The sequence below is a fragment of the Salmonirosea aquatica genome, from assembly GCF_009296315.1.
Taxonomy (GTDB): domain Bacteria; phylum Bacteroidota; class Bacteroidia; order Cytophagales; family Spirosomataceae; genus Salmonirosea; species Salmonirosea aquatica.
In genome coordinates, this window is record NZ_WHLY01000002.1 from 3,089,283 (window position 1) to 3,110,981 (window position 21,699).

At 50.3% G+C, this 21,699-nt stretch carries 23 protein-coding genes; 12 read left to right on the forward strand and 11 right to left on the reverse strand.

Going from position 1 to position 21,699, the window contains the following annotated elements; genetic code table 11:
- Positions 1-381 precede the first annotated feature (381 nt).
- The 5 genes from GBK04_RS13980 (at position 382) to GBK04_RS14000 (ending at position 4,424) form a co-directional block, all read left to right on the forward strand.
- A complete protein-coding gene (locus GBK04_RS13980) occupies positions 382-678 on the forward strand; it encodes a type II toxin-antitoxin system VapC family toxin (protein ID WP_152760648.1) in 297 nt (98 codons plus the stop codon).
- 81 nt (positions 679-759) lie between these two features.
- Positions 760-1,938, forward strand: a complete 1,179-nt coding sequence (locus tag GBK04_RS13985) for a DUF5009 domain-containing protein (protein ID WP_152760650.1) — start codon at positions 760-762, stop codon at positions 1,936-1,938.
- Positions 1,935-2,999, forward strand: a complete 1,065-nt coding sequence (locus GBK04_RS13990; protein ID WP_373330975.1) for a family 20 glycosylhydrolase — start codon at positions 1,935-1,937, stop codon at positions 2,997-2,999. Before GBK04_RS13985 ends, GBK04_RS13990 begins: the two co-directional genes overlap by 4 nt.
- A 142-nt stretch (positions 3,000-3,141) precedes the next feature.
- Positions 3,142-3,843 (forward strand): hypothetical protein, encoded by a 702-nt coding sequence (locus GBK04_RS13995; RefSeq protein WP_152760652.1) that lies wholly within the window; start codon positions 3,142-3,144, stop codon positions 3,841-3,843.
- Positions 3,844-4,190: 347 nt separating this feature from the next.
- Positions 4,191-4,424, forward strand: a complete 234-nt coding sequence (locus GBK04_RS14000) for a DUF433 domain-containing protein (protein WP_152760654.1) — start codon at positions 4,191-4,193, stop codon at positions 4,422-4,424.
- Positions 4,425-4,587: 163 nt separating this feature from the next.
- On the opposite strand, the gene GBK04_RS14005 is transcribed toward GBK04_RS14000, so the two are convergent.
- From GBK04_RS14005 to GBK04_RS14030, 6 genes are all read right to left on the reverse strand, one after another.
- Positions 4,588-4,764 carry a DUF6582 domain-containing protein gene (locus tag GBK04_RS14005; protein WP_373330976.1) on the reverse strand — a complete coding sequence of 59 codons (177 nt, stop codon included), beginning with the start codon at positions 4,762-4,764 and terminating at the stop codon, positions 4,588-4,590.
- A gap of 415 nt (positions 4,765-5,179) precedes the next feature.
- Positions 5,180-5,896 (reverse strand): outer membrane beta-barrel protein, encoded by a 717-nt coding sequence (locus GBK04_RS14010; RefSeq protein ID WP_152760656.1) that lies wholly within the window; start codon positions 5,894-5,896, stop codon positions 5,180-5,182.
- Positions 5,897-6,046: 150 nt separating this feature from the next.
- Positions 6,047-6,193: a hypothetical protein gene (locus tag GBK04_RS30640; protein WP_373330977.1), complete on the reverse strand. Its 147-nt coding sequence runs from the start codon at positions 6,191-6,193 to the stop codon at positions 6,047-6,049.
- Between the two features lie 260 nt (positions 6,194-6,453).
- Positions 6,454-6,873 (reverse strand): T9SS type A sorting domain-containing protein, encoded by a 420-nt coding sequence (locus GBK04_RS14015; RefSeq protein ID WP_152760658.1) that lies wholly within the window; start codon positions 6,871-6,873, stop codon positions 6,454-6,456.
- Between the two features lie 326 nt (positions 6,874-7,199).
- Positions 7,200-7,973, reverse strand: coding sequence for an oxygenase MpaB family protein (locus GBK04_RS14020; RefSeq protein WP_373330978.1), 774 nt, complete (start codon positions 7,971-7,973; stop codon positions 7,200-7,202).
- A 518-nt stretch (positions 7,974-8,491) separates the two neighbouring features.
- A complete protein-coding gene (locus GBK04_RS14030) occupies positions 8,492-9,493 on the reverse strand; it encodes an aldo/keto reductase (protein ID WP_152760662.1) in 1,002 nt (333 codons plus the stop codon).
- 201 nt (positions 9,494-9,694) lie between these two features.
- On the opposite strand from GBK04_RS14030, the gene GBK04_RS14035 reads away from it, so the two are divergent.
- From GBK04_RS14035 to GBK04_RS14060, 6 genes are all read left to right on the forward strand, one after another.
- Positions 9,695-10,612 (forward strand): helix-turn-helix domain-containing protein, encoded by a 918-nt coding sequence (locus GBK04_RS14035; RefSeq protein ID WP_152760664.1) that lies wholly within the window; start codon positions 9,695-9,697, stop codon positions 10,610-10,612.
- A 128-nt stretch (positions 10,613-10,740) separates the two neighbouring features.
- On the forward strand, positions 10,741-11,196 hold the full coding sequence (locus tag GBK04_RS14040; RefSeq protein WP_152760666.1) for a (2Fe-2S)-binding protein: 456 nt from the start codon (positions 10,741-10,743) through the stop codon (positions 11,194-11,196).
- A gap of 44 nt (positions 11,197-11,240) precedes the next feature.
- A complete protein-coding gene (locus GBK04_RS14045) occupies positions 11,241-13,487 on the forward strand; it encodes a xanthine dehydrogenase family protein molybdopterin-binding subunit (protein ID WP_152760668.1) in 2,247 nt (748 codons plus the stop codon).
- A gap of 193 nt (positions 13,488-13,680) precedes the next feature.
- On the forward strand, positions 13,681-13,914 hold the full coding sequence (locus tag GBK04_RS14050; protein ID WP_152760670.1) for a hypothetical protein: 234 nt from the start codon (positions 13,681-13,683) through the stop codon (positions 13,912-13,914).
- A gap of 138 nt (positions 13,915-14,052) precedes the next feature.
- On the forward strand, positions 14,053-15,594 hold the full coding sequence (locus GBK04_RS14055) for a YifB family Mg chelatase-like AAA ATPase (RefSeq protein ID WP_152760672.1): 1,542 nt from the start codon (positions 14,053-14,055) through the stop codon (positions 15,592-15,594).
- Complete coding sequence (locus tag GBK04_RS14060) at positions 15,594-16,640, forward strand: methyltransferase (RefSeq protein ID WP_152760674.1); 1,047 nt, start codon at positions 15,594-15,596, stop codon at positions 16,638-16,640. Before GBK04_RS14055 ends, GBK04_RS14060 begins: the two co-directional genes overlap by 1 nt.
- 37 nt (positions 16,641-16,677) lie before the next feature.
- On the opposite strand, the gene GBK04_RS14065 is transcribed toward GBK04_RS14060, so the two are convergent.
- Positions 16,678-17,484 carry a helix-turn-helix domain-containing protein gene (locus GBK04_RS14065; RefSeq protein WP_152760676.1) on the reverse strand — a complete coding sequence of 269 codons (807 nt, stop codon included), beginning with the start codon at positions 17,482-17,484 and terminating at the stop codon, positions 16,678-16,680.
- Positions 17,485-17,780: 296 nt separating this feature from the next.
- Between GBK04_RS14065 and GBK04_RS14070 the strand changes: the two genes are divergently transcribed.
- The gene (locus GBK04_RS14070) at positions 17,781-18,260 is read left to right on the forward strand and encodes a hypothetical protein (protein ID WP_152760678.1); all 480 of its coding nucleotides are present in this window, start codon (positions 17,781-17,783) and stop codon (positions 18,258-18,260) included.
- A gap of 154 nt (positions 18,261-18,414) precedes the next feature.
- Here the strand turns inward: GBK04_RS14070 and GBK04_RS14075 are convergent, their stop codons facing one another.
- The 4 genes from GBK04_RS14075 to GBK04_RS14090 form a co-directional block, all read right to left on the reverse strand.
- Positions 18,415-19,200 carry a hypothetical protein gene (locus GBK04_RS14075; RefSeq protein WP_152760680.1) on the reverse strand — a complete coding sequence of 262 codons (786 nt, stop codon included), beginning with the start codon at positions 19,198-19,200 and terminating at the stop codon, positions 18,415-18,417.
- Between the two features lie 184 nt (positions 19,201-19,384).
- Positions 19,385-20,206 carry an enoyl-ACP reductase FabI gene (locus GBK04_RS14080; protein ID WP_152760682.1) on the reverse strand — a complete coding sequence of 274 codons (822 nt, stop codon included), beginning with the start codon at positions 20,204-20,206 and terminating at the stop codon, positions 19,385-19,387.
- 106 nt (positions 20,207-20,312) lie between these two features.
- The gene (locus tag GBK04_RS14085; RefSeq protein WP_152760684.1) at positions 20,313-20,636 is read right to left on the reverse strand and encodes a cupin domain-containing protein; all 324 of its coding nucleotides are present in this window, start codon (positions 20,634-20,636) and stop codon (positions 20,313-20,315) included.
- A 9-nt stretch (positions 20,637-20,645) separates the two neighbouring features.
- Positions 20,646-21,653 carry an alpha/beta hydrolase gene (locus GBK04_RS14090; protein WP_152760686.1) on the reverse strand — a complete coding sequence of 336 codons (1,008 nt, stop codon included), beginning with the start codon at positions 21,651-21,653 and terminating at the stop codon, positions 20,646-20,648.
- Between the last annotated feature and the right edge of the window lie 46 nt (positions 21,654-21,699).

Below are 21,699 nucleotides of genomic sequence, written 5' to 3' on the forward strand. Positions count from 1 at the left end.
TCAGCACGTCTCAGTGCGAAGGAATAATTTGGTATATTTGGTCACAGCAATTGACCAGCAACCAATTGAAAGTTCAGGACGTTTGAGTGATACGTCAACTAAAATGTGAATTCCATGATTAAGGAACCTAAAAAAACTACCAGGAAGCCAGCGAATAAACCAGCGGCTACGATCAGAAAGCCAGACCCTAAGAAGAAAATCGAACTAGGTACGGGTCGGCACCTTGGGTATGTATCCGACACGTTGTTTATTGAAGATATAGAAAGATGAAAAGCTATCTTTTGGATACGCACATCTTCATATGGGCTTACATGAAATCTGAGAAAATAGGAAAATCGATCACTCGAATTCTTGAAAACCCAAATACGATAAAGTACTTAAGTGCGATTTCGCTTAATAGAAATAGCGCAACTGTATGAGACAAAGCCCAAGGATTTCAATTTAAATATTCCTTTATCTACTTTCCTATATCAAGGTCTAACCGAATTAGAGGTACAGATCTTGATTATTACGCCTGAACACGCTCAGCGTTACTACGAAATTCAACCGGTTGAAAATCACAAAGACCCGTTCGATCGAACCATCATTGCCCAAGCTGCCAGCACGGGCTTTACGGTTTTGTCAGATGATAGCAAGTTTCCGCTGTATCCCATTACGGTCATTTCCAACTACGACTGAGCAAAGAGAATCTGGAAAGATAAAAGCTAGCCGAGCGGCGGCAAAGAAATAGCCCTTTTCCTCCCCAATTCTCCTACTTACATGACCCAAACCAAACGAATTTTATCCATCGACATCATGAGAGGGCTGACCCTCTTTTTGATGCTGTTCGTCAATGATTTGTATATTCCCGGCGTCCCCCAATGGCTGGGACATGTGGCACAAGGCGTAGACGGCATGGGTTTAGCCGACTGGGTGTTTCCCGGTTTCCTGTTTATGATGGGGGTATCCATTCCGCTGGCTTTCAAGGCACGGGAAAAGAAAAACGAAACTACCCTACAGTTGCTTGCTCACATTGTCATCAGAACGGTGAGCCTGTTGATTATCGGCGTTTTTATGGTCAACGCCTCCGAAAACTTCAACGCCGAACTCACCGGAATCAACAAAACGGTCTGGATCGTCTCCGGCTACGTGGCGGTCTTTCTGATCTGGAACAACTACCCCGAAGGCAGCAAACTCCGTTACTTGAAGTACGTGGGCATCGCGCTGCTCATTTTTCTGGCGGTCGTATTCCGGGGCGGCACCGCCGAAAATCCGACCTTCATCCGGACAAGTTGGTGGGGCATCTTAGGCCTGATCGGTTGGGGGTACTTTGCGGCAGCCATCACGTATCTGTGCTTCAAAGATAATCTTACGGCTACGGTACTGGTACTGACAACCTTCCTAGGGTTGAATATAGCTTCTGGCTTAGGTCTAACCGATTTTTTGAATCCGTTGAAGCCAATAGTTGGCGTGATTCTGGACGGAAACATTCCTTTGATTGTGATCTCCGGCCTAGTCGTGGGGATTCTGTTGAAGAAATTTCAACACACTCCATCGACCCTGCTGAAGTACCTCCTGGGGATGGCCGTGATCAGTTTTGTATTGGCGGCCGTGCTGCATCGGTGGTTTATCATTTCCAAGATTGGGGGTACTTCTACTTGGGCCATGCTTTGTACCGGCATAAGTCTGCTGCTTTTCGCCCTGCTTTTTTATGTGATTGACGTAAAAAATAAGGTGGGTCTGCTGTCAGTTTTCAAACCGGCGGGTCAAAACTCACTGGGTACCTATCTGGCGCCCGATATAATCTACTACCTGCTTTGGGCTTTACCCTTTCAGGTGTTACTTTACAAACAGGATGACTCGCCCTGGCTGGCGGTCCTCGGTTCGGTCGTGTGGGCGTTTAGTATGATTGCCTTTGCCGCCTTACTAGCCAAAATAAACATTCGCTTAAAATTATGATGATGAAAAAAATTACCCTGCTGGTCCTTTCTGTGCTGTTTTCCCTGTTTGCCTATGCGCAAGACACCTTTCCGGTACGGGGTCTTGCCATTGCCGCCCCGGAAAAAGAAAACGTGGATCGGTTCGTGAAATTTATCAATGAAGAACTCGCTCCCCGAAATATTAACACGCTCATCCTGCGGGTAGATTACAATTTCAAGTACAAAACGCACCCTGAACTGGCCCAGGAAAACGGCCTTTCGCAGGCCGACGTCGATAAAATGGTGGCCGCTTGCCAAAAACACAACATCGCCATCATTCCGCAGGTGAATTTATTGGGGCATCAGTCGTGGCATTCTACGCTTGGAAAATTACTGGAAGTCTATCCTGAATTTGACGAAACGCCGGGCATCCAACTACCCGAAAACTACGAGTGGCCCAATGAAGACGACTTGTACTGCAAAAGCTATTGCCCGTTGCATCCGGGCGTACACAAGGTAGTTTTCGAGGTCATGGACGAGATCGTCGCGGCGTTCAAAGCCGATGCCTTTCACGCCGGCATGGACGAAGTATTTTATATCGGCCACGAAGATTGTCCCCGCTGCCAGGGACGTGACAAAGCCGAACTATTTGCCGGTGAACTGACCAAAATCCGCAATCATCTGGCGCTGAAAAACAGGAGGTTGTGGATTTGGGGCGACCGCCTGATCGACGGCAAAACGACCGGAATTGGTCTTTGGGAAGCCAGTTATAACAACACCTACCGCGCCATCGATATGATTCCGAAAGATGTCATGATCTGCGATTGGCACTACGAGCGACCGGACCCCACCGCCGTCTATTTTGCCATGAAGGGCCTTGATGTAGCGACCTCGCCGTGGCGGAATACGCCTGTTGCGCTCCAGCAAAAACAGATGATGCTCGACCTCCGGGCCAATGCCACCCCGGAAATGAAAGAACATTTCACCGGCATCATGCAAACCGTCTGGAGCGGCGCGGGTGGTTTCTTAGATCGGTTCTACACCGAAAGCGAGGAAGACAGCGATGCAAAATGCTTCAAGGCGTTGTTTGGGAAAAAATAGGGAAAGGATGATCTATGATGTCACGATTAAGTGGGGTTGTCGGACATTTTTTATATTTGGTGTGTAGTTTCCCTTCAGAAGATATACGTACAGCATGCTCAGTTAGAAAGGCTGAAAGTAGCAAGTACAAAAAGATAATATTTTGGACAAAGAAATAATGGGTATTGTTATCGAAGATCCAAGAGTTCTGGTGGCAAATGCATATACTAAAAATTCAGCCATTGCTTATACAAAAGAGAAAGTAGGAGATGATACCTTGAATTTTATTCTACCTTCAAGCCCGGCTATATTCTTAAATTTGGCTTTGCAGGCAAGAGAACAAGTAGTAGAAGTCTGTAAAGATGAACTGTTTATGAAAGTGTCGGATTATAAGTGGCAAAAAAATTCAAGGGTTCTGATTGATTTCTTCGAGATAATGATGACGCAAATTATTTTCTCTTATTCAGCGATAGAAGCGTTTGCAAATACTAGCATTCCAGAAGATTTTATTTATCATCCTAAAAAGAAAGACAATAGATTCACAGAAAGCTACAAAAAAGAACAGACCGAAAGATATATTAGTCTTAATGAAAAATTAAAGGATGTACTACCAAATATATTTAAGGTAGATTCGCCTACAAAATTAAAAGAATGGAATGGGTATGATACATTACAAAAGTTGAGAGACAGAATAATCCATCTAAAAAGCAGTGATACAACACCAAGTACGGAAGTCACTAAAACGATATGGGGGGACCTTATTCGCCATCAAAGAACAGATTTCCCCTCACAGGCGCATGCTCTAATTGGGCATTTTATAGAAAAAGAAAAAGAACATCGCTGGTTTAGGATGTTTCCCTATTGATCACAACCTCGCCGTGGCGGAAAACGCCCATTGCGCTCCAACAAAAACAGATGATGCTCGACCTCCGGGCCAATGCCACTCCGGAAATGAAAGAACATTTCCCCTCGCTAACCCCGATTTAGAATCAGTGTTGAATCACCTCCCGTTTGCAATGGCAGCGGCCGACCGTGCGATCCGCGCATAAGGCTGCCTACGTTGCAAACGCGAATACTCGCAAAAGTAAAACCCTATCTTAACCAAACATGGCCTCATCTTTATAATCTTCTGGATGTCCAGATGTCATTTAGGACACCCAAGTTTCGCTATCTTTGCATAAATTCGAACGAGTAGCCTGAAACCCATTCCCTATGGAATACATCGCTGACCGGATTACTATTGATCCAGACTTATGTAATGGTAAGCCCACCATAAGAGGTATCCGAATTACGGTGCAAACAGTTCTGGGATACCTGAGCGCGGCTGACAGCAAGGAAGACATACTCGAAGCATACCCTTCGCTGGAGCCCGAAGATATCGACGCCTGCCTGAAATTTGCCGCGAAGCTTATGGAGAAACATTACGATATTTGTCAGACTGCATGACTGAATTTTTGGTAGACGTAAATCCACCCTTCAAGTCACTCGTTGCTCAGCCTTACACGGCCCTGCCGCCAAGCGCAGTCCTTCAGTCCGCCTCAATAGCAACGCCGTGCTCCCGTGCGGCTTTACGGATGTTGTCCTTGATAACTTTGACCTCATCGGCATCCTATTTTGCCGCATTGTCTTGGTGGTTGATGTACGACCAGGCCGCCCGGACGTGTTCAAGCGTATCGATCGGATACTTTTTATTGGTTTGGTCGGCAAACTTTACATTTCCGTATTTGCGTTCGCCCTCAGAGGGCTTCACGTCGTCACGGGAGTCAATCTTTGGGTCCTTTTTCATAGTCTGGTAGTGGTTGGGTCAGTGAATATTGGATAATCGGCCGACACAGCACCCTGTGTGGATGCATGGGCTCTCAGGCAAGAGCAGCGACAGAACAGTGAATCTGATTCCGGCATAGCGTTGCTTTCCCCTGCAAAAGAGTAGTAGCAAAACCCATATCTGCGTTATTGGGCGAATATAAAACCCGTAGTTCGTAGTGATTGGCGTTGTGCGTATGTCTTCCCAAGGAAGATTGCGTATAGACCATAGATAGCAGTCTTTAACTGCGGCCTCGCCTAGTTTACTTCAGTAGTCTGGCTCCCTGGTACCATCCAGGACAGGCAAGTTTTATTTTCCATAAATTTGAAATCGAAGCTACCAGCCTGAAACCTACTGCCTATGGAATACAAAGTTCAAGGAAAATGGATGCGGTATTTTACTTAACCCTATAGGACATCCCCAATCGCAAATAACGCGAGTAAACCCAAGCCTGAGCGTTGGGCAAGTATTCCAACCCCCTCATGTAGTTGACCAGACCGTAGCAGTAAGATGCCTGTATCCCAACCATTTTATATTCAGCGGATACTCCGGCGGTCGGGCCGAAATCCATTTTGGTATTGATGCGGTAATTATCTACCTGCTTCTCAAAAAAATCGGATTGATTTTCATAACTGACGATGTAGGTACTTTTCAATATTGATCCTACATTGAAGCCAGCCGTTATATCTAGGCGAACATTTTTGACTGGCAAACGATAGCCAAAATACGGATTCGCCCATAACAAATCGGTTTGTAGATTGACTTCTCCATCCTCAACGCTCGACCTACCTCCCATGGCTCCATAGCTGTCAAAATGAGAAATAGTCGAGAACCTATCGTACCCCATTCTTATACCCAAAAGCAAATTTTTACTTGATAGACGCTGCGCTTGTAGGGCAAATCCGTAAGGAAATTCACTTTTTTTGCCATAGGGAGAATCAATCAAGTAAAAGGGGGGACCCGTGTCATTTATAAAAACGGATGGAGTAGCAGTAGCCGATTTTCCTCCATAGGTAGAAAAACCAGAATGTATTTGAACAGAAATTTCTGTCTTTTGCCCATAACAAACAAAAAGCGGCAGTTGCAGTAACAAAATGGATAGAAGCTTTTGCATGGCTTGAAGGAAAATTGGATACGATGGGATTGAACCTGTTTCCTCAGGATAGCTACAAAGGAAAAATGGTTGGAAGTGACGCTTGAAATTCTGAACAAAAAAGGAAAACTCAGATCATCGCTACCAACCTACATCTTCTTACTCCCCCAGCTACGATTTCAGAATTTGCTTTTGCATCGTTTTGCCTTTTTCATCGCCCTGCGTCCCGAAAGGGCCCGTCCTTCCAGGTAGCGCAGCTGGCCTGTGCAGGATAGGGACTGGGTACTTGACCGTAGCGTTATTTTTCAGGGTCAGCATGTTTTATTGGAATAATGTCAATACAAAGCGCATACCTCGTGATATCTCAAAACTAAGCAAACGCTTCCTCAAAGCCATTGAGGAAATCTGACCTTACTAAGGTTCCTTTTGACGGTACCCAGGCTCGACTTAAAAAATCTGTTTACCAAAACACAGCTAACAGTCCGGCTAACCGGCCCAAACAAAAACAACCGCCAAAGCATGGACGCTTTTGGCGGTTGTTTTCTTTGTGCATCCTGCCTGGGCAGGTACCTGTGCAACTAGTTTGCGGCTACCAGTAGCCGCTCGGGCATTTGGTAGAGTTCTTTGGTGGAAAGACGCAATTCTTTCACCACCTCCTCAGTGCCGTTTGAGACCACCAGACTGTACTCGCCGTCCCCCAATTCGGATAGATTCAGGGTGCGGGCATACTTGTGCTGCTTTTTGCCAAGAATATCCGTGTACAGGACGATACCCTGCTTGTCGAAGATTTTGACAGTAATCTTTTCGGCTCCCTTTTTTTCGATCCGTACGTTCATTTTCAAGGAATTGATCACCTGATACATGGCTACCTGGAAGGAAGCTTTTTCGGGCTGGGCGGTGGATGAATCCGTCCGGGAATCAGCAGCGTGGGCGGTTCCGGTCAGGTTCAGGAAAAGGCCGAACATGGTGGCGGTCAGGATGTGTTTTACAGTTTTCATGGCTTTTTTTTTTACTGGTTTTGATAAAATTGGTACGTTAAATAGTTTTTCAGGAACAGAAAGAAGAGGTAGGTTTCTCCGACTGCTTCCTGTCTATTCATTTACCAACGCTGTGCCAGAATGGTTTTTAATTGATTATCAGCCGATTGTGAAATGAATACAAAAAATTAGTGTCCGCTTACGAACATTCCTGTTCGTCCGTGGACACTACGGCTTGCACTCGTAAGCTCAAATTGATTCCTTTTCAATATGCATCAGCAGTGGGGTACCTTGGAGGGGTAGTGGCTGCTCGATGGAACCGATTGGGGTACCTCCATAAGTGGATGCTATCCAGCAGGTACCTGATCCAGGGCCCGGATTACATCCTTGTATTTTGGGGGCAGGATCAGGGATTTCATCAGCCAATCGACTTTCATGTTTCTGCTCAATTTATAAACGCCAAGCAGAGGGTTTAAGAGGGAGATTTTCCGGAAGCCGAGTAACTGGCGCACCCTTGGCGGTACCACCAGAATCTGTGCTTCCAGCAAAAGCCTGTAACGCACCGCGCCCAGATGTTTTCGGTACTGGCTGAACAGATCAGCCGTGTAGTGGCTGTGCTGTAGGTTCTGGTGCAGATGTTCGTGGCGCATAGTTTCCCAGGCGTCGAAAGTTAGGGGGAGATCCTTTAACGCCATGCGGCTACCTACCCTGTAGAAGACATCGAAGACTTCCTGCTTCTCGACCTTGCTCAGTTGCCGTTCCAGCACTTCAAACGACCGGATCGAGTAGTCGATGAGCATGAAGAGCACATCCCGGTAGGCCCAGTCGGGTATGCTCATCCCGCGCTTTGCTTCTACGCCGGCATGGATGGCCGCCATGGTATCGATCGCGCGCAGGGCGGCTTGTCGCTCAGAAAACACAATAACCCGGGCGTACGAAACCGTCGAGAAAAGCCTGCCCAGGGGATCGCTGGGTAGGCGTCCGGTAAAGTAAAGCCAGTCTACGGCCTTGCTGAGTGCAAACTCGGCCGATGCTCCGGCAAATATGAAAAGGATGGTATCACTCTTCCCCCAGATCTGCCGCACGATCGAGTGCTTATTGACGAAAAATTCCATGCTCATGCAAAAACAAGTGTATTGAAACAGGCCACCGGAAAGCGACGTCCCACGAAATTAACGTACCACACATCATTTCTGATGAGTAGAGGTACATTTCTATTCCGATGCATCTGTAAGGTACCCTGCCAACGACGCGTATACAAATCACTGATTTACCTACCAAAATAAAGGATGAGCCATAACGCCCTCGTCTAAGTTGCTGATTATGTTGTAAATTTGTTAGGTACCCTTACTGGCCCGGGACACAAGAGGTACTATAAAGCACCTACTATTTGCTCCGAAATCAGGGTGGATTTTGGACAGAACGAAATCGGCCCCACGGGCATGGGCAAACCCGCTTATCTACCGGTTTTCGCATCTTTGGCCAATGCCCTGAACAAAGCTACCGGCAAGTAATTCTATAATCAGCCATTCGCTTCTTCGATAGTAGGGCAGTCAAATTCTAAAAAAGCAAAGCGAGCTACTAGTATCGGTAGCTCGCTTTGCTTTGAAGTGTATCATGACATAAAAGTAGTTTCTGTCTACCGGTCAATCATTTTTTGCGCCTGCTCGGGATAACGCTCTCCCTGTATATCAATCTTTGCCAGAGCCTCATCGATGGCATGGAGGTCACCTGCATTAAGGGTAATATGAACGGAACCCATATTTTCTTCCAGGCGGTGTACCTTGGTGGTACCCGGAATCGGCACGATCCAAGGCTTTTGCGCCAGCAGCCAGGCGAGGGCTATCTGGGCGGGGGTGGCCGTGGTTCCGGTGGCTCCTTTTTCTTCGGCCATTCTGCCCAGCAAATCTACCAATGCTTGGTTAGATTTCCGGTTTTCCTCCGAGAAACGGGGTACGGTGTTGCGGAAATCGGTTTTGTCGAAGGAGGTACTGGCGTCGATTTTCCCGGTCAGGAAGCCTCTGCCCAACGGGCTGAAGGGCACAAAGCCAATGCCCAGCTCTTCCAGCGTTGGTAGTATCTCTTGTTCGGGTTCCCGCCACCAGAGCGAGTACTCGCTCTGCAGGGCCGCAACAGGCTGAATCGCGTGGGCCCGGCGGATGGTGCCGACACCGGCTTCGGACAACCCAAAGTGCTTGACCTTGCCTTCCTGAATCAAATCCTTCACGGCCCCGGCTACTTCTTCAATCGGTACATTGGGATCTACCCGGTGCTGGTAGAATAGGTCAATGATGTCGGTTTTCAAGCGTAATAGAGAGGCTTCGGCCACGGCTCTTATGTTTTCGGGTCGGCTATCCACACCCGTTGATTTTCCATTTTCCAGTCTGAATCCAAACTTAGTAGCCAAAACTACCTGATCCCGGAAGGAGGCCACCGCTTCGCCGAGCAGCTCTTCGTTAGTGAAAGGTCCGTAGACTTCAGCGGTATCAAAAAAGGTAATGCCCTGTTCAAAAGCCGTCCGAATGAGCTTTATCGCCTCTTGCTTTTCGGTAGCAGGACCGTAGCCAAAGCTAAGTCCCATACAACCCAAACCCAGCGCCGATACTTCTAGGCCGCTGGTACCTAATGTTCGCTTTTGCATATAATGAATGTGTTTTAAGAAGAGTTGAAGAATACTCTTGTCTTCGTACACCGAAGACTTCATTGCAAAGGTCCTACCTATTGTTTATCCCTACCTTATACAGATTACGGATTGTTCTACCAAGATTACTGATTCGGGGTGGCTCAACCATCAAGTAATGAATAAAGCGTTAACTTTGAATTAGTTAATTCAAATATGTTTATGGATAACCTACATCGGTTCGAGACAATCAACGACTATAATACCTTCAACAACAACGAAACGCTGCATCCGCTGGTGAGTGTCGTGGATCTGTCGAAGGCCAGCCCGAGGCAAGCTTCCAATATGTACTTTGGCTTTTATACGGTATTTCTAAAGGAGGTGAAATGCGGGGACCTGAGGTACGGGCGGCATACCTACGACTACCAGGAGGGTACCTTGGTATTCATTGGACCGGGGCAGGTAGTTAGCGTTGACAGCAACGGTAAGACGTATCAACCCAAAGGCTTCGCGCTGGTTTTTCATCCCGATCTGCTGTACGGCACCGCCTTGGGTGGCCACATGCAAGACTATACATTCTTCGGTTATCAGTCCAATGAAGCTCTTCACTTGTCGGAGCGGGAAAAGCGATTGGTATTGGAGTGCTTTTCGAAAATCGAATACGAATTGGAGCAGGGCGTCGACAAGCACAGCAAAAGATTGATCGTATCCAACATCGAATTGTTTCTGAACTACTGCATCCGTTTTTACGACCGCCAGTTCATCACCCGCGACAACGTACATCAGGGTACCTTGGAAAGCTTTGAAGATTTATTGAACGGGTATTTTCGGACCGATAAACCACAAACCATTGGTTTGCCTTCCGTGGCCTGGTGCGCTGATCAGTTAAATCTATCGGCCAATTACTTTGGCGATCTGGTAAAAAAAGAAACGGGCCGTTCCGCCCAGGAATATATCCAGTCCAGACTGATGGAGATTGCCAAGGAAAGGATCTTTGACCGGAGCAAAACCATTAATGAAGTAGCCTTTGAACTGGGCTTTAAGTACCCTCAGCATTTCAGCCGCTTTTTTAAGGAAAGAGCCGGGCAATCGCCCAACGAATACAGGCGAACCGTCGCTTCGGAGTTCCATGATAATTGATCCATCCCATTTGCGCAGGTACCTGCCGAAGGATGTCAATTGTTTGAATTCCGTAGGCTTTGGTTTGATAGGCATTAACTACCCTTTTCCATTTTTTTTGTATTTTACACAATTCAAAAACCAAAGATATGGCTCAATATAATCTGAAAATCAACGGAAAAACCCGCTCCGTCGAAGCAGACCCGGCCACCCCGCTGCTGTGGGTCCTGCGCGATCACCTCGACCTGCCCGGCACCAAGTACGGATGCGGTATTGCCCAGTGTGGCGCCTGCACGGTACACCTGAACAGCACGGCGGTACGGTCCTGCCAGCTGCCCGTTTCGGCGGTGGGCGATGAGGCCGTCACTACCATTGAAGGCTTATCTGAAAAGGGCGACCATCCGGTGCAGCAGGCTTGGCTCGAACACGACGTGGCCCAATGCGGCTACTGCCAGAGCGGCCAGATCATGAGCGCGGCAGCACTACTGAAGGGCAACCCTACTCCCAGCGATGAGGACATCGACTCGGCCATGAGTGGCAACATCTGCCGCTGTGGTACCTATTTGCGCATCCGGGAGGCGATCAAAACCGCCGCCAAATCATAGCCATCCCGGCGGTCATTCCTTAACCTTAATCGAACTATCGACTCATGGAAAATACAAAAACAACTTATAATAGGCGGTCCTTTCTGAAGTCGTCGGCGCTGGCCGGTGGCGGGCTGATGCTCAGCTTTAGCTGGCTGTCAAGTGCGAAGGCCGCCGAAAAAATGGTGGAGCTGAACCTACCCGAGCAGTGGTCAGAACTCACGGGCTACATCAAAATCACACCCGATAACGTCATCAAAATCATGTGCCCAAACCCTGAGTTCGGGCAGAACGTCATGACTTCCCTCCCGATGATCATCGCCGAGGAACTGGACGTGGACTGGAAAGATGTGGTGGTGGAAATGGGGCCGCACGACAACACGAAATTAGGACCCCAATTTACGGGGGGGAGCAATTCGGTCAGGATGTATTGGAAGCCACTTCGGGAAGCAGGGGCTGCCGCCCGACAAATGCTGTGCGAAGCCGCCGCCCAAACCTGGGGGGTACCTGTCGGTGAAGTTACGGCCGAAGCCGGTGTATTGCATCATTCCAGCAGCAAGTCAGCGAAATATGGCGAAATGGCAGGCAAGGCAGCTACCCTGGCGGTACCCAAAGAAATCATCCTAAAATCCCCCAAAGGCTTTTCGATCGTACGGAAATCGAAGAAAAACGTTGAAGGCCAAAAAATAGTCACCGGTAAGCCCCTCTTTGGGTTGGATTACCGGGCTGACGGCATGCTGATCGCCATGATTCAGCATCCGCCGGCCTTCGGGATGAAGCTCAAATCGTTCGATGCTTCGCAAACGCTCAAAATGCCGGGCATCAAGGATGTTTTCCGAATGAAATTGTATGAAGAAGGTTTCGAGCAGGGCGGTTTCGATACCCGCACGTTCAACGATTTGTTGGTCGTAGTGGGCGCTACCACCTGGGAAGTAATGAGTGCCCGCAAAAAGCTGGTGGCTCAGTGGGAGCCTGCCGGCGATACCAAGGATTTTATGATGGGGCGGGGCGGTAAAAGGGAGGTTATTGTGCCGGGCGGAATTGAAAGCACCAGCGCCCAGCTTAAAAAAATGCAGGAGTATGCCCAGAAACCAGCGCAACAGTTAAGAAAAGACGGCGATCCCGAAACGGCCTTCAAAAATGCGGCTCAGGTGATCGAACGTACCTACAACGCGCCGTTTTTGGCCCATAACTGCATGGAGCCGATGAATTTCTTCGCCGATGTGACGGATGAAAAAGCGGTGCTGGCCGGGCCATTGCAGGCACCGGGTTGGGTAGAACCTACACTGTCAAAATTGCTGAACCTGCCAGCCGATAAGATTGAAATTCAAATGACCCGGATGGGGGGAGGTTTTGGTCGGAGAGCCTACGGCCAATATATTTACGAAGCGGCGTTGATTTCCAAACAGGTCAAAGCGCCGGTCAAACTGATCTACTCGCGGGAAGATGACATGACTTATGGGATCTACCGCCCCATGTACACGGCCACGTACCGGGCCGCTTTGGATGCCGATAAAAACCTAATTGCTTTCCATGTGAAAGGGGGCGGGATACCGGAGCATCCCATACACGCCAATCGGTTCCCCGCCGGGGCGGTGGACAACTACCTGGCCGAAGGATGGGAGATTCCGTCCAATATAACCATCGGGGCCTTCCGGGCACCACGCTCCAACTTCAACGCCGCCGCCGAGCAGTCGTTTCTGGACGAACTGGCCGAGGCCATGGGCAAAGACCCGATCGAATTCAGGCTCGAACTCTTGAAACGGGCCAAGGAAAATCCGGTTGGTAAAAACAATGAATACGATCCCGACCGCTACGCCGGTGTACTGACATTGGTGCGGGACAAGTCGAATTGGAACAAGGAAGGAAATGAAAAGTACAACCGTGGGGTTGCCGCGTATTTCTGCCATAACTCCTACGCGGCCCATGTGGTCGATATGGTGACGCGGGACGGGCAGCCCTATGTAGAGCGTGTGTTCAGTGCCATGGACTGCGGCATCGTGGTAAACCCAGATTCCGCCAAAAATATGGTGCAGGGCGCGGTGGTCGACGGAATCGGCAACGCATTGTATGGCGCTCTGACCCATAAGAACGGCTCGGCCGAGCAAACAAACTTCAATAACTACCGCATCATCCGTCACAATGAAGCCCCTCAGAAGATCGAGGTGCACTTTGTGGAAAATGACATCGACCCAACCGGGCTGGGCGAGCCGCCCTTTCCTCCCGTGTTTGGCGCAGTCGCGAATGCACTTTACAAAAACACCGGCAAGCGGCACTATAACCAGCCGTTCTCTACTTCGATCGTGGGGTAGGTCGTATCAAGCAAGGTAGGTGCACAACAAAGATGGGAGTTTCCAGCAATGGGGACTCCCATCCTTTCTTTGAAGATGTCTTTCAAAAACCTGAAAGGAGGATTGCGAAATGAAGTAGCCGCAATGATGTACCTTTGGAATGTATTTTATTCATAGGTAAATGTTCCAGACCTCCTTTGGAGATGCTTGAACCATGAAAAAATCACCACAGAAAGCGAAACTAAGTCTGGTCGTCTACATTCTCATGCTATTGCTGGGCGTGGGAAATCTGCTCTGGCTGTTGCTCAAGAATAATTTTTACGTTGCCAGTGAACAGGCTCCGACACCGTCGGGCGGGTACCTGACTTTGATCGCCACTATTTTATTCGTGGTTTCGAGTATGGCCGGGATTGTGATCGTCCTGTCGGATTTGCGGGACAAGTCGTAGCGTATACCGGCAAGGTACCTAGTTTCAGGCTCTCGTCGCTGCCTGAGACCCCGTAACGCCCGTTTGTAAACTTTCGCGGGATTGCCATAAATTGTTCTATTTTTGCAGGTACCCCTAATCAATTTTCTTCTACACCTTATGCTTTCCAAAACCTTCGGCGGTGCGGTTTATGGCGTCAATGCTTCGATGATTACCATCGAAGTCACGGTCAGTCAGGGACTACGTTTCTTCATGGTAGGTCTGGCCGATAGTGCCGTCAAGGAAAGCGAGCAGCGTGTGGAAGCTTCCCTTAAATTCTCCGGCTATCGGATGCCCCGCCAGAAGGTGGTGGTCAATTTGGCCCCTGCCGACGTGCGGAAGGAAGGCTCGGCCTACGACCTACCCATTGCACTGTGCGTACTGGAATCCTCGGAACAGATCAAATGCGAACGGAATCTGGAAGACTATGTGATCATGGGTGAATTGTCGCTCGATGGTAATCTGCGGCCCATCAAAGGAGTACTCCCCATTGCCATCGAGGCTCGCAGACAGGGCAAGAAGGGTTTTATCCTACCGACCGAAAACGCTCCTGAGGCCGCTATCGTTAACAAACTGGATGTGATCGGTGTCCAGACGATGCAGGAGGCCGTGGAGTTTTTCGAGGGCAAGCGCGACATTGAACCGCTGGTGGTAGATACCCGCGATATTTTTATGAATACCGTCAACGACTACGAGGCCGATTTCTCGCACGTGCAAGGACAGGAAAACATCAAGCGGGCATTGGAAATTACGGCCGCCGGGGGACATAATGCCATTATGATCGGTCCGCCCGGCGCGGGTAAAACCATGCTGGCCAAGCGGCTTCCGTCCATTCTGCCGCCGCTGTCGCTGCAAGAGGCGCTGGAAACGACAAAAATCCATTCGGTAGCCGGAAAACTGGGCGCACGCTCTACCCTGATTTCCCGCCGCCCTTTCCGTGCCCCGCACCACTCCATCAGCGACGCGGCGCTCGTCGGGGGCGGCAGTTTTCCGCAGCCGGGCGAAATCTCCCTGGCGCACAACGGGGTACTTTTTCTGGACGAGCTGCCCGAGTTCAAGCGCACCGTGCTGGAAGTGATGCGGCAGCCGCTGGAAGAGCGTAAGGTCAGTATTTCGCGAGCCAAGATGGCCGTAGAATTCCCGTCTAATTTCATGCTGATCGCCAGTATGAATCCCTGTCCGTGTGGCTACTACAATCATCCCGAAAAAGAGTGCGTCTGCGGACCGGGCGTGGTACAGAAATACCTCAACAAAATCAGCGGCCCGCTGCTCGACCGCATCGACCTGCACGTGGAAGTGACGCCCGTTTCGTTCGATCAGATTTCTTCCAATCGCAAATCCGAGAGCAGCGACGCCATCCGGGAGCGCGTCATCAAAGCCCGCGAACGACAGACGGAACGGTTCAAGGACCGCAATGAAATCTATTCCAATGCCATGATGCCTCCCGAAATGGTCAAGGAAATTTGTGAGATTGGCGATGCGGGTCGTGCCTTGCTGCGTACGGCGATGGATCGACTGGGCTTGTCGGCCCGTGCCTACGACCGCATCCTGAAAGTATCCCGCACCATTGCCGACCTGGCCGACAGCGACGACATCAGAATCGAGCACCTGGCCGAGGCGATCCAGTACCGCAGCCTCGACCGCGAAAACTGGGCCGGCTGATGCAACTCCGTATTTTCCCCGAAAACCTACTGGAATGGGTCGCGCTAAAACTAAACCTGGTACCCATTCCTCTACTGCATGCCCAGGTGTTCCCGGTAATTAGCCGGGCGGTGCTGGAAGCGGTGGATGCGGGTGTTTTTGAAGCCATTGCGGAAGGGTACGATACGGCCGAGTTGGTGGCGGAAAAATGCGGACTCAATGCACGACCTACCGGCCAGTTGTTGGGGGTACTTGCCTCCGTTAAGTACCTGCGCTATAGGCAAGGCAAATACACGCTCACCCGGCTTACCCACAAATGGATTTTACCCGGCAGCCCCAATACGGTGCGCGATCTGGCCATTTACAACAACCGCGTCGTGTGGCCGTGGTTGGAAAAGATGGGAGGGTACCTCAGGACTGGGAAAGGGTTACAGTACCACGACACCTTTCAGTCCGAAGAGTGGGAACTCTACCAGCGGGCCATGTGGGGCGGCGCTGTGGCCGAAGCCCAGGAGTTTGCCCGTAAGGTACCCCTGCCCAGAAATGCTACCCAGATGTTGGACATTGGCGGCTCGCATGGGCTGCATTCGGTGGAAACATGCCGAAGGTACCCCCACCTTTATTCTATGATTCTGGATTTGCCGGGGGCGGTGGAAAAAGCTGCTCCGCTGCTGGCCAAGCAAAACATGGGCGACCACGTGGTTCATCAGGTAGGTAACATCCTGAACGATTCATTGCCGGAGGGTACCTATGACCTGGTTCTGATGTCGAGTGTAGCGCACCATTTTACTGAAGAACAGAACAAGCTCGTGGCCCAAAAAGTAGCAAAAGCACTCCGGCCCGGCGGGGTATTCATCATCAACGAATTCATTCGCCCTGACCCGGCGGCAGCTCCCGAACTGGTAGGCAGCAGCACCGACCTATTCTTTGGCCTGACAAGTACCTCGGGCAACTGGTCGATGGCCGAGATCAACGCCTGGCAACGGGCGGTGGGGCTGACACCCCTACAGCCCATTGCCTACCGTGCCATTCCGGGGCGGTTTCAAGTGGGGGCGCGGAAGGAGTAAAGTAGTACTGCTCGTACCCCTTGATTCATTTCTGATATTACAGCAGCAAACCTGGAGCATTCCGGATCTCGGAAGGTGTTTTTCCGGTAAATTTTTTAATCTCATTGATAAAATGAGCCTGATCGTAGTATTGATGCTGGTAGCTGATTTCTGACCAGCTTTTGTCTTCCTGAGACTTAATCTGTTCTAGCGCCCGCCGGTACCTGGATAGCCTCAGATACAGTTTGGGGCTCAATCCTACGTATTCGTGGAAAAAGCGATTGAGGGTTCTCTCGCACATACACAACTCCCGGGCCAAGTCACGCACCGATAATAAACCCCTGTAATTTTCTACGGCACCGAGAAGATTGGCGGCACGCCGGACTTCGGCTTTGGGCCGGATCAGTTCCGTAAAAAAATGGTTCAGGCTGCTGACTTTCACGGCCGTTTCGGCTTCCGATAGAAGTACGTCTTCCAGGCGGGCGATTTCCGACGGAAAGAACTGTCCCGCATCCACCGTATAGTTATTCAGCTCTTCACACGCCTCTCCGAAGGCCGCGCTCATGCCGAGGGGAGTGAATTCGATAGCCAGGATGTCCACGCCGGTATCGGTATTGTACACGATAGGTTCTTTGTAGTACCCTCTGGCATTGAACAGGGGCTGATCCATCACGGCACCATCGGGCCTGATGCGCCAATGCCTTTTGTGGGCAAGGTGAATGGCCATGCCTGTTGTGAGATCAGGCAGGCAGAGGCGCCCGGCGGGGAAAATCAGGCACCTTTCTTCATGGCTGACCTGATGCCGGATGTACCTTTTGATAAAAGACTGTAAGTGCCGGGGAGGAGAAAAGATTTCATTCTTCATAGAACAAATTGTCCGTTTTTTCCAATATATCACCACGTCCAATCGCTTCCTTTATCCTTAAAAATACAAAATGAAAATTGATTTTCAACTTGTTATCCAGGAATTGTACACCATTACCCACACCACGGACGACAGGATAAGCTGCCAGTCTGCCAAAACCTGAACGGAGTTATATACACGTCGTTCCTGATCAATAAGTACCGGCAGGAGTTTGTGCCAGCGCAGAATTCTATGCGGCTCATACCAAGGGTACTGGCAAAAATTTCCGATAAAAGATCTAACACAATACATCCTTTATGAACTACAAAACCCTGCTTTACAGCCTTACCTGCCTGTCTTTTGCTATTGTAATTGGCGCAGGAACCTACGAACATCTGGCCGTGGTACCTCAATGGAGTGCGGCTCCTCCGCTTTCCCTGACGATGTTCCAGGGAGAATACGGATTAGATGCCGGTGCCTTTTGGATGCTTATTCATCCCGTTACTCTTGTGCTATTCATCATCCTTCTGGTAGTTCATTGGAAAACGGATCGAAGAAGGGCAATTCTGATACCGTTTTCAGGGTACCTGGTTATCCTGCTGGCTACATCGCTTTATTTTGTCCCTGAGCTTATGGAGATCGTCGGCACTCCGCTGGCCGAAGCAGCAAATCCATCCCTTACCGCACGGGCTTCATTATGGGAAACGTTGAGCCTGGTAAGGCTGGTACTCATGAGCCTGTTAGCCCTGACCCTATTTTCCGGCTTGACCCTACCTGACGCGAAGCAAAGCAGTTAGATCTACCTGCTTTTTCTTAAAATATTCCGATCCCTTAATGCGCCGTTTGGCTGGCACCGCAGAAGTTTCGAATGCGCACTTGCTGGGCTTCCCTTCCTGGCCAACGCCGCCTTTGTCTATCCGGCCGGGCTGAACCTGCCTCAAAGGTACCCTATCATAACTCCTCTACGCTCATAGCGCCCAACTCCTGAAAGAGCGTCTGCCAGTAGGTAGCTACGTGGGGGTTGTTTTCTTTGGTGGAGGCGGTAGGTTCAAAGGGCGACACGACCGTGACTTCGGGGGTACCTAGGGCGTATTGCTCCATTTTTTTAGCGTCGGCTTTGGCCCAGGCTTCGGCTTGTGCATCGTCGACAGGGGGTAGGTGATGGAAATCACGACGGTCGGAGCCCTTTACACTCTCGATCATATCGCTGAAGTAGTATACCCGTACCTGCGCCCCATCCTGGGCCGCTTTAGCGATGATAGGCAGGCTCGCCCAAATATCCGTGGCTTGGTTGGAGGTACCTGTGTTCTGCTGGTTGAGCTTGGAAAGTACCTGCCTGAGAAAAACCCCTTGTTCGCGTTGCAGAGCCATCTGAAAAGCCGTTTCGATTGCTTCACGATCGGTGGCATTGGCGTTTTCAAGCCCTTCTTTTTCAGAGTGTACGGTTAAGGAAAGCGCTCTGGCTTTGGATGTGTTCTCGTGAATAAAGTATACTTCCAGCTTGTCGCCTTTGTTCTTCATATTGTTTACCACAAGCTCGTTCAGCGCCTGGCGGTATTTGGCCTGGACGAAGTTCTGATTGACGTTGACGCTCTGGGTTTTGTCCAGAAAAATGAGCGTATGAACGGGTGCATCGGGTAAAGTGGTGGTTTGCTCGGTCGTAAAAAAATTACAGGCGGAAACCAGACACGCCAAAACAAGCAAAACAAAGAGTGGTGGAAAAGAGGGAAACTTCATGCGTACAGCAGGTTAGCGTTGATGATGACAAAACTACGGGTCGGCTCGCGAATCTACAATGCCAAACGGACGAACGGACTGAATAGTATTTGATTTGCCGGGGTTCAGGCCATACAGAAAACGAAAAAGCCCCACCTTTTGGCGGGGCTTTTCAATAATTTAATCAAAAGATTAAGGGATCGGGCTACTGCTGTTTTCCCTGAATCATCGCCATCAGTTCTTCGGAAATTCCGGTGGTCGAGTAGCCCCCGTCGTGATAGAGGTTCTGCATCGTGACCATGCGGGTCAGGTCGGAGAACAGCGTAATCACGTAGTTGGCGCAGTCGTCGGCGGTGGCGTTTCCGAGCGGACTCATCTTTTCGGCAAATTCAAAGAAGGAGTCAAAGCCCCCAATGCCCGTGCCCGCGGTAGTAGGGGTAGGTGACTGCGAAATGGTGTTGACCCGTACCTTCTTGGATTTGGCGTAACGGTAGCCGTAGCTACGGGCGATGCTTTCCAGAATAGCCTTGGCATCGGCCATGTCGTTATAAAATGGAAACGCCCGCTGAGCCGCAATGTACGACAGCGCCACGACCGATCCCCATTCGTTGATGGCATCCAGCTTTTCGGCCGATTGCAGGAACTTATGGAGTGACATCGCCGACACGTCCACGCTCTTCATGTACCAGTCGTAGTTAAGGTTGTTGTACTCGCGCCCCTTCCGCACGTTGGGGCTCATCCCGATGGAGTGCAGCACAAAATCCACTTTGCCACCCAACACATCCATCGATTCGGTGTACAGTTTTTCCAGATCCTCCACCACGGTGGCGTCGGCCGGAATCACCTTAGCATCGCACTGTTCGGCCAGTTGGTTGATAGCGCCCATGCGCATAGCGATGGGAGCATTCGTAAGGGTGAAGGTAGCGCCTTCTTCCTTCGCTTTCAAAGCCACTTTCCAGGCAATGGAGTTTTCGTCCAATGCCCCGGATATAATTCCTTTTTTTCCTTTAAGTAAGCCGTAAGCCATGTATTCTTAATAATGAGTTATGAATGATGAATGATGAGCCACTAGGTTCCGTGCCTTTTTCGGGCCTTAATCCGACTGCAAAGTAAAGGCTTTTTGGTAGGGAAAACTACTCCTGTCCTTTCTCTCCACCCTGGGGACCATAGAAAATAACCCACGTTCCGAAGTCAGGAGTGAAATCCAGAAAGCGGTGTTCTACCCCCGCCGGAACAAACAGTACATCGCCCGGGCCGAAGGGCTGCGTCACTTCTCCATTCAGGAATGAACCAGAGCCACTGACCACGACATATAGTTCATCCTGCTCGTGCGGCTGCTGCGGATCGTGGCCGATGGGCGCGTACCATTCGACCGACATACTGCCGTGCCGGAGTACCTCCGCAAATCGATTTTGGGCAGTGAGCAGAGCCTGAGCTTCACGGAGGGTACTTTTCATGGATCAAATTTAGCGAGAGGTACCTACGGGTTCCATTTTCAGTACTTTATCAAAAAATTGCTCGGTGGCGTACTGCACACCCTTCCAATCCTGCGAAGTAAGGCGCGAGGCAATGACGTGGTTGCCGCTTTCGGGAAAAGCGCGTTCAACTTTCAGGCTGTCGGGGGTACCCAGCAGGGGAAACATTTCCTTCATAGCCGACACGGAAACGACCTTATCCTGCTCGTCGTCGTTTTTGTAATAGTAGCCCAGGAACACCGGCATTTTTATTTTCTCGTACACCTCTGGCCGTGATACGGCATCCATGGTCTGTTGCAGGGTCATCAGGCCATGAGTACTATAACTTTTAAGCCAGTAGTTGCTCCGCTCCGGCTCATATTCGCTGACGCGGTGTTCACCCACAGCACCGCTTAGAATCTGCTGCCCCCAAGGCCGGGTAGCTAGCTTGAGTGTGGAATTATACACCGCCATGCAGGGTGAGTACAGCACGATGCCCTTGATTTCGGGATGCGTGGCGGCCAGGTACACCGTCAGTAACCCACCCGCTGAGGTACCGATCACGATCACGCTGTCGCCGAGCGCTTTGCCGATGGCCAGGGCGCGTTTGGCCCCGGCCACGAAATTCTCGGGCGTCAGGTCGTCGAAGGCGTCGGGGTCGCTGATGCCCGCATCATGCATGCGCGCCAGGTATAGATTCGCTCCGTACCTTGCCGCCAAATTCTTATGAACTGGATCGCCCTCCGCCCAGCTTGCCCCGAAACCGTGAATGTAGACGATGCAGTACGGTGTTTTCTGCTTATTTGCAGTATCAGCCCACACGATGCGGGCTTCGTTGTCGGGCTTTAGATCGGGAATGGCGGCTTCGGAGCGATTGATTTCGGCCTCGAGTTCCGTAGGATTCTGTGTGACGGTCGGTAGGTTAGGGTCTAGCTCGGCGTCGGGTACGTCGGGTCCCGCAGCGTAGCCCACGGCCAGCATGGCCACGAGGCCGCCCGTCCAGAGGAGGAATTTTTTCATCAGGAGAAAGGGTCGTTGGTTCTTAAGGGGCGGAAGTTAGCCTTTT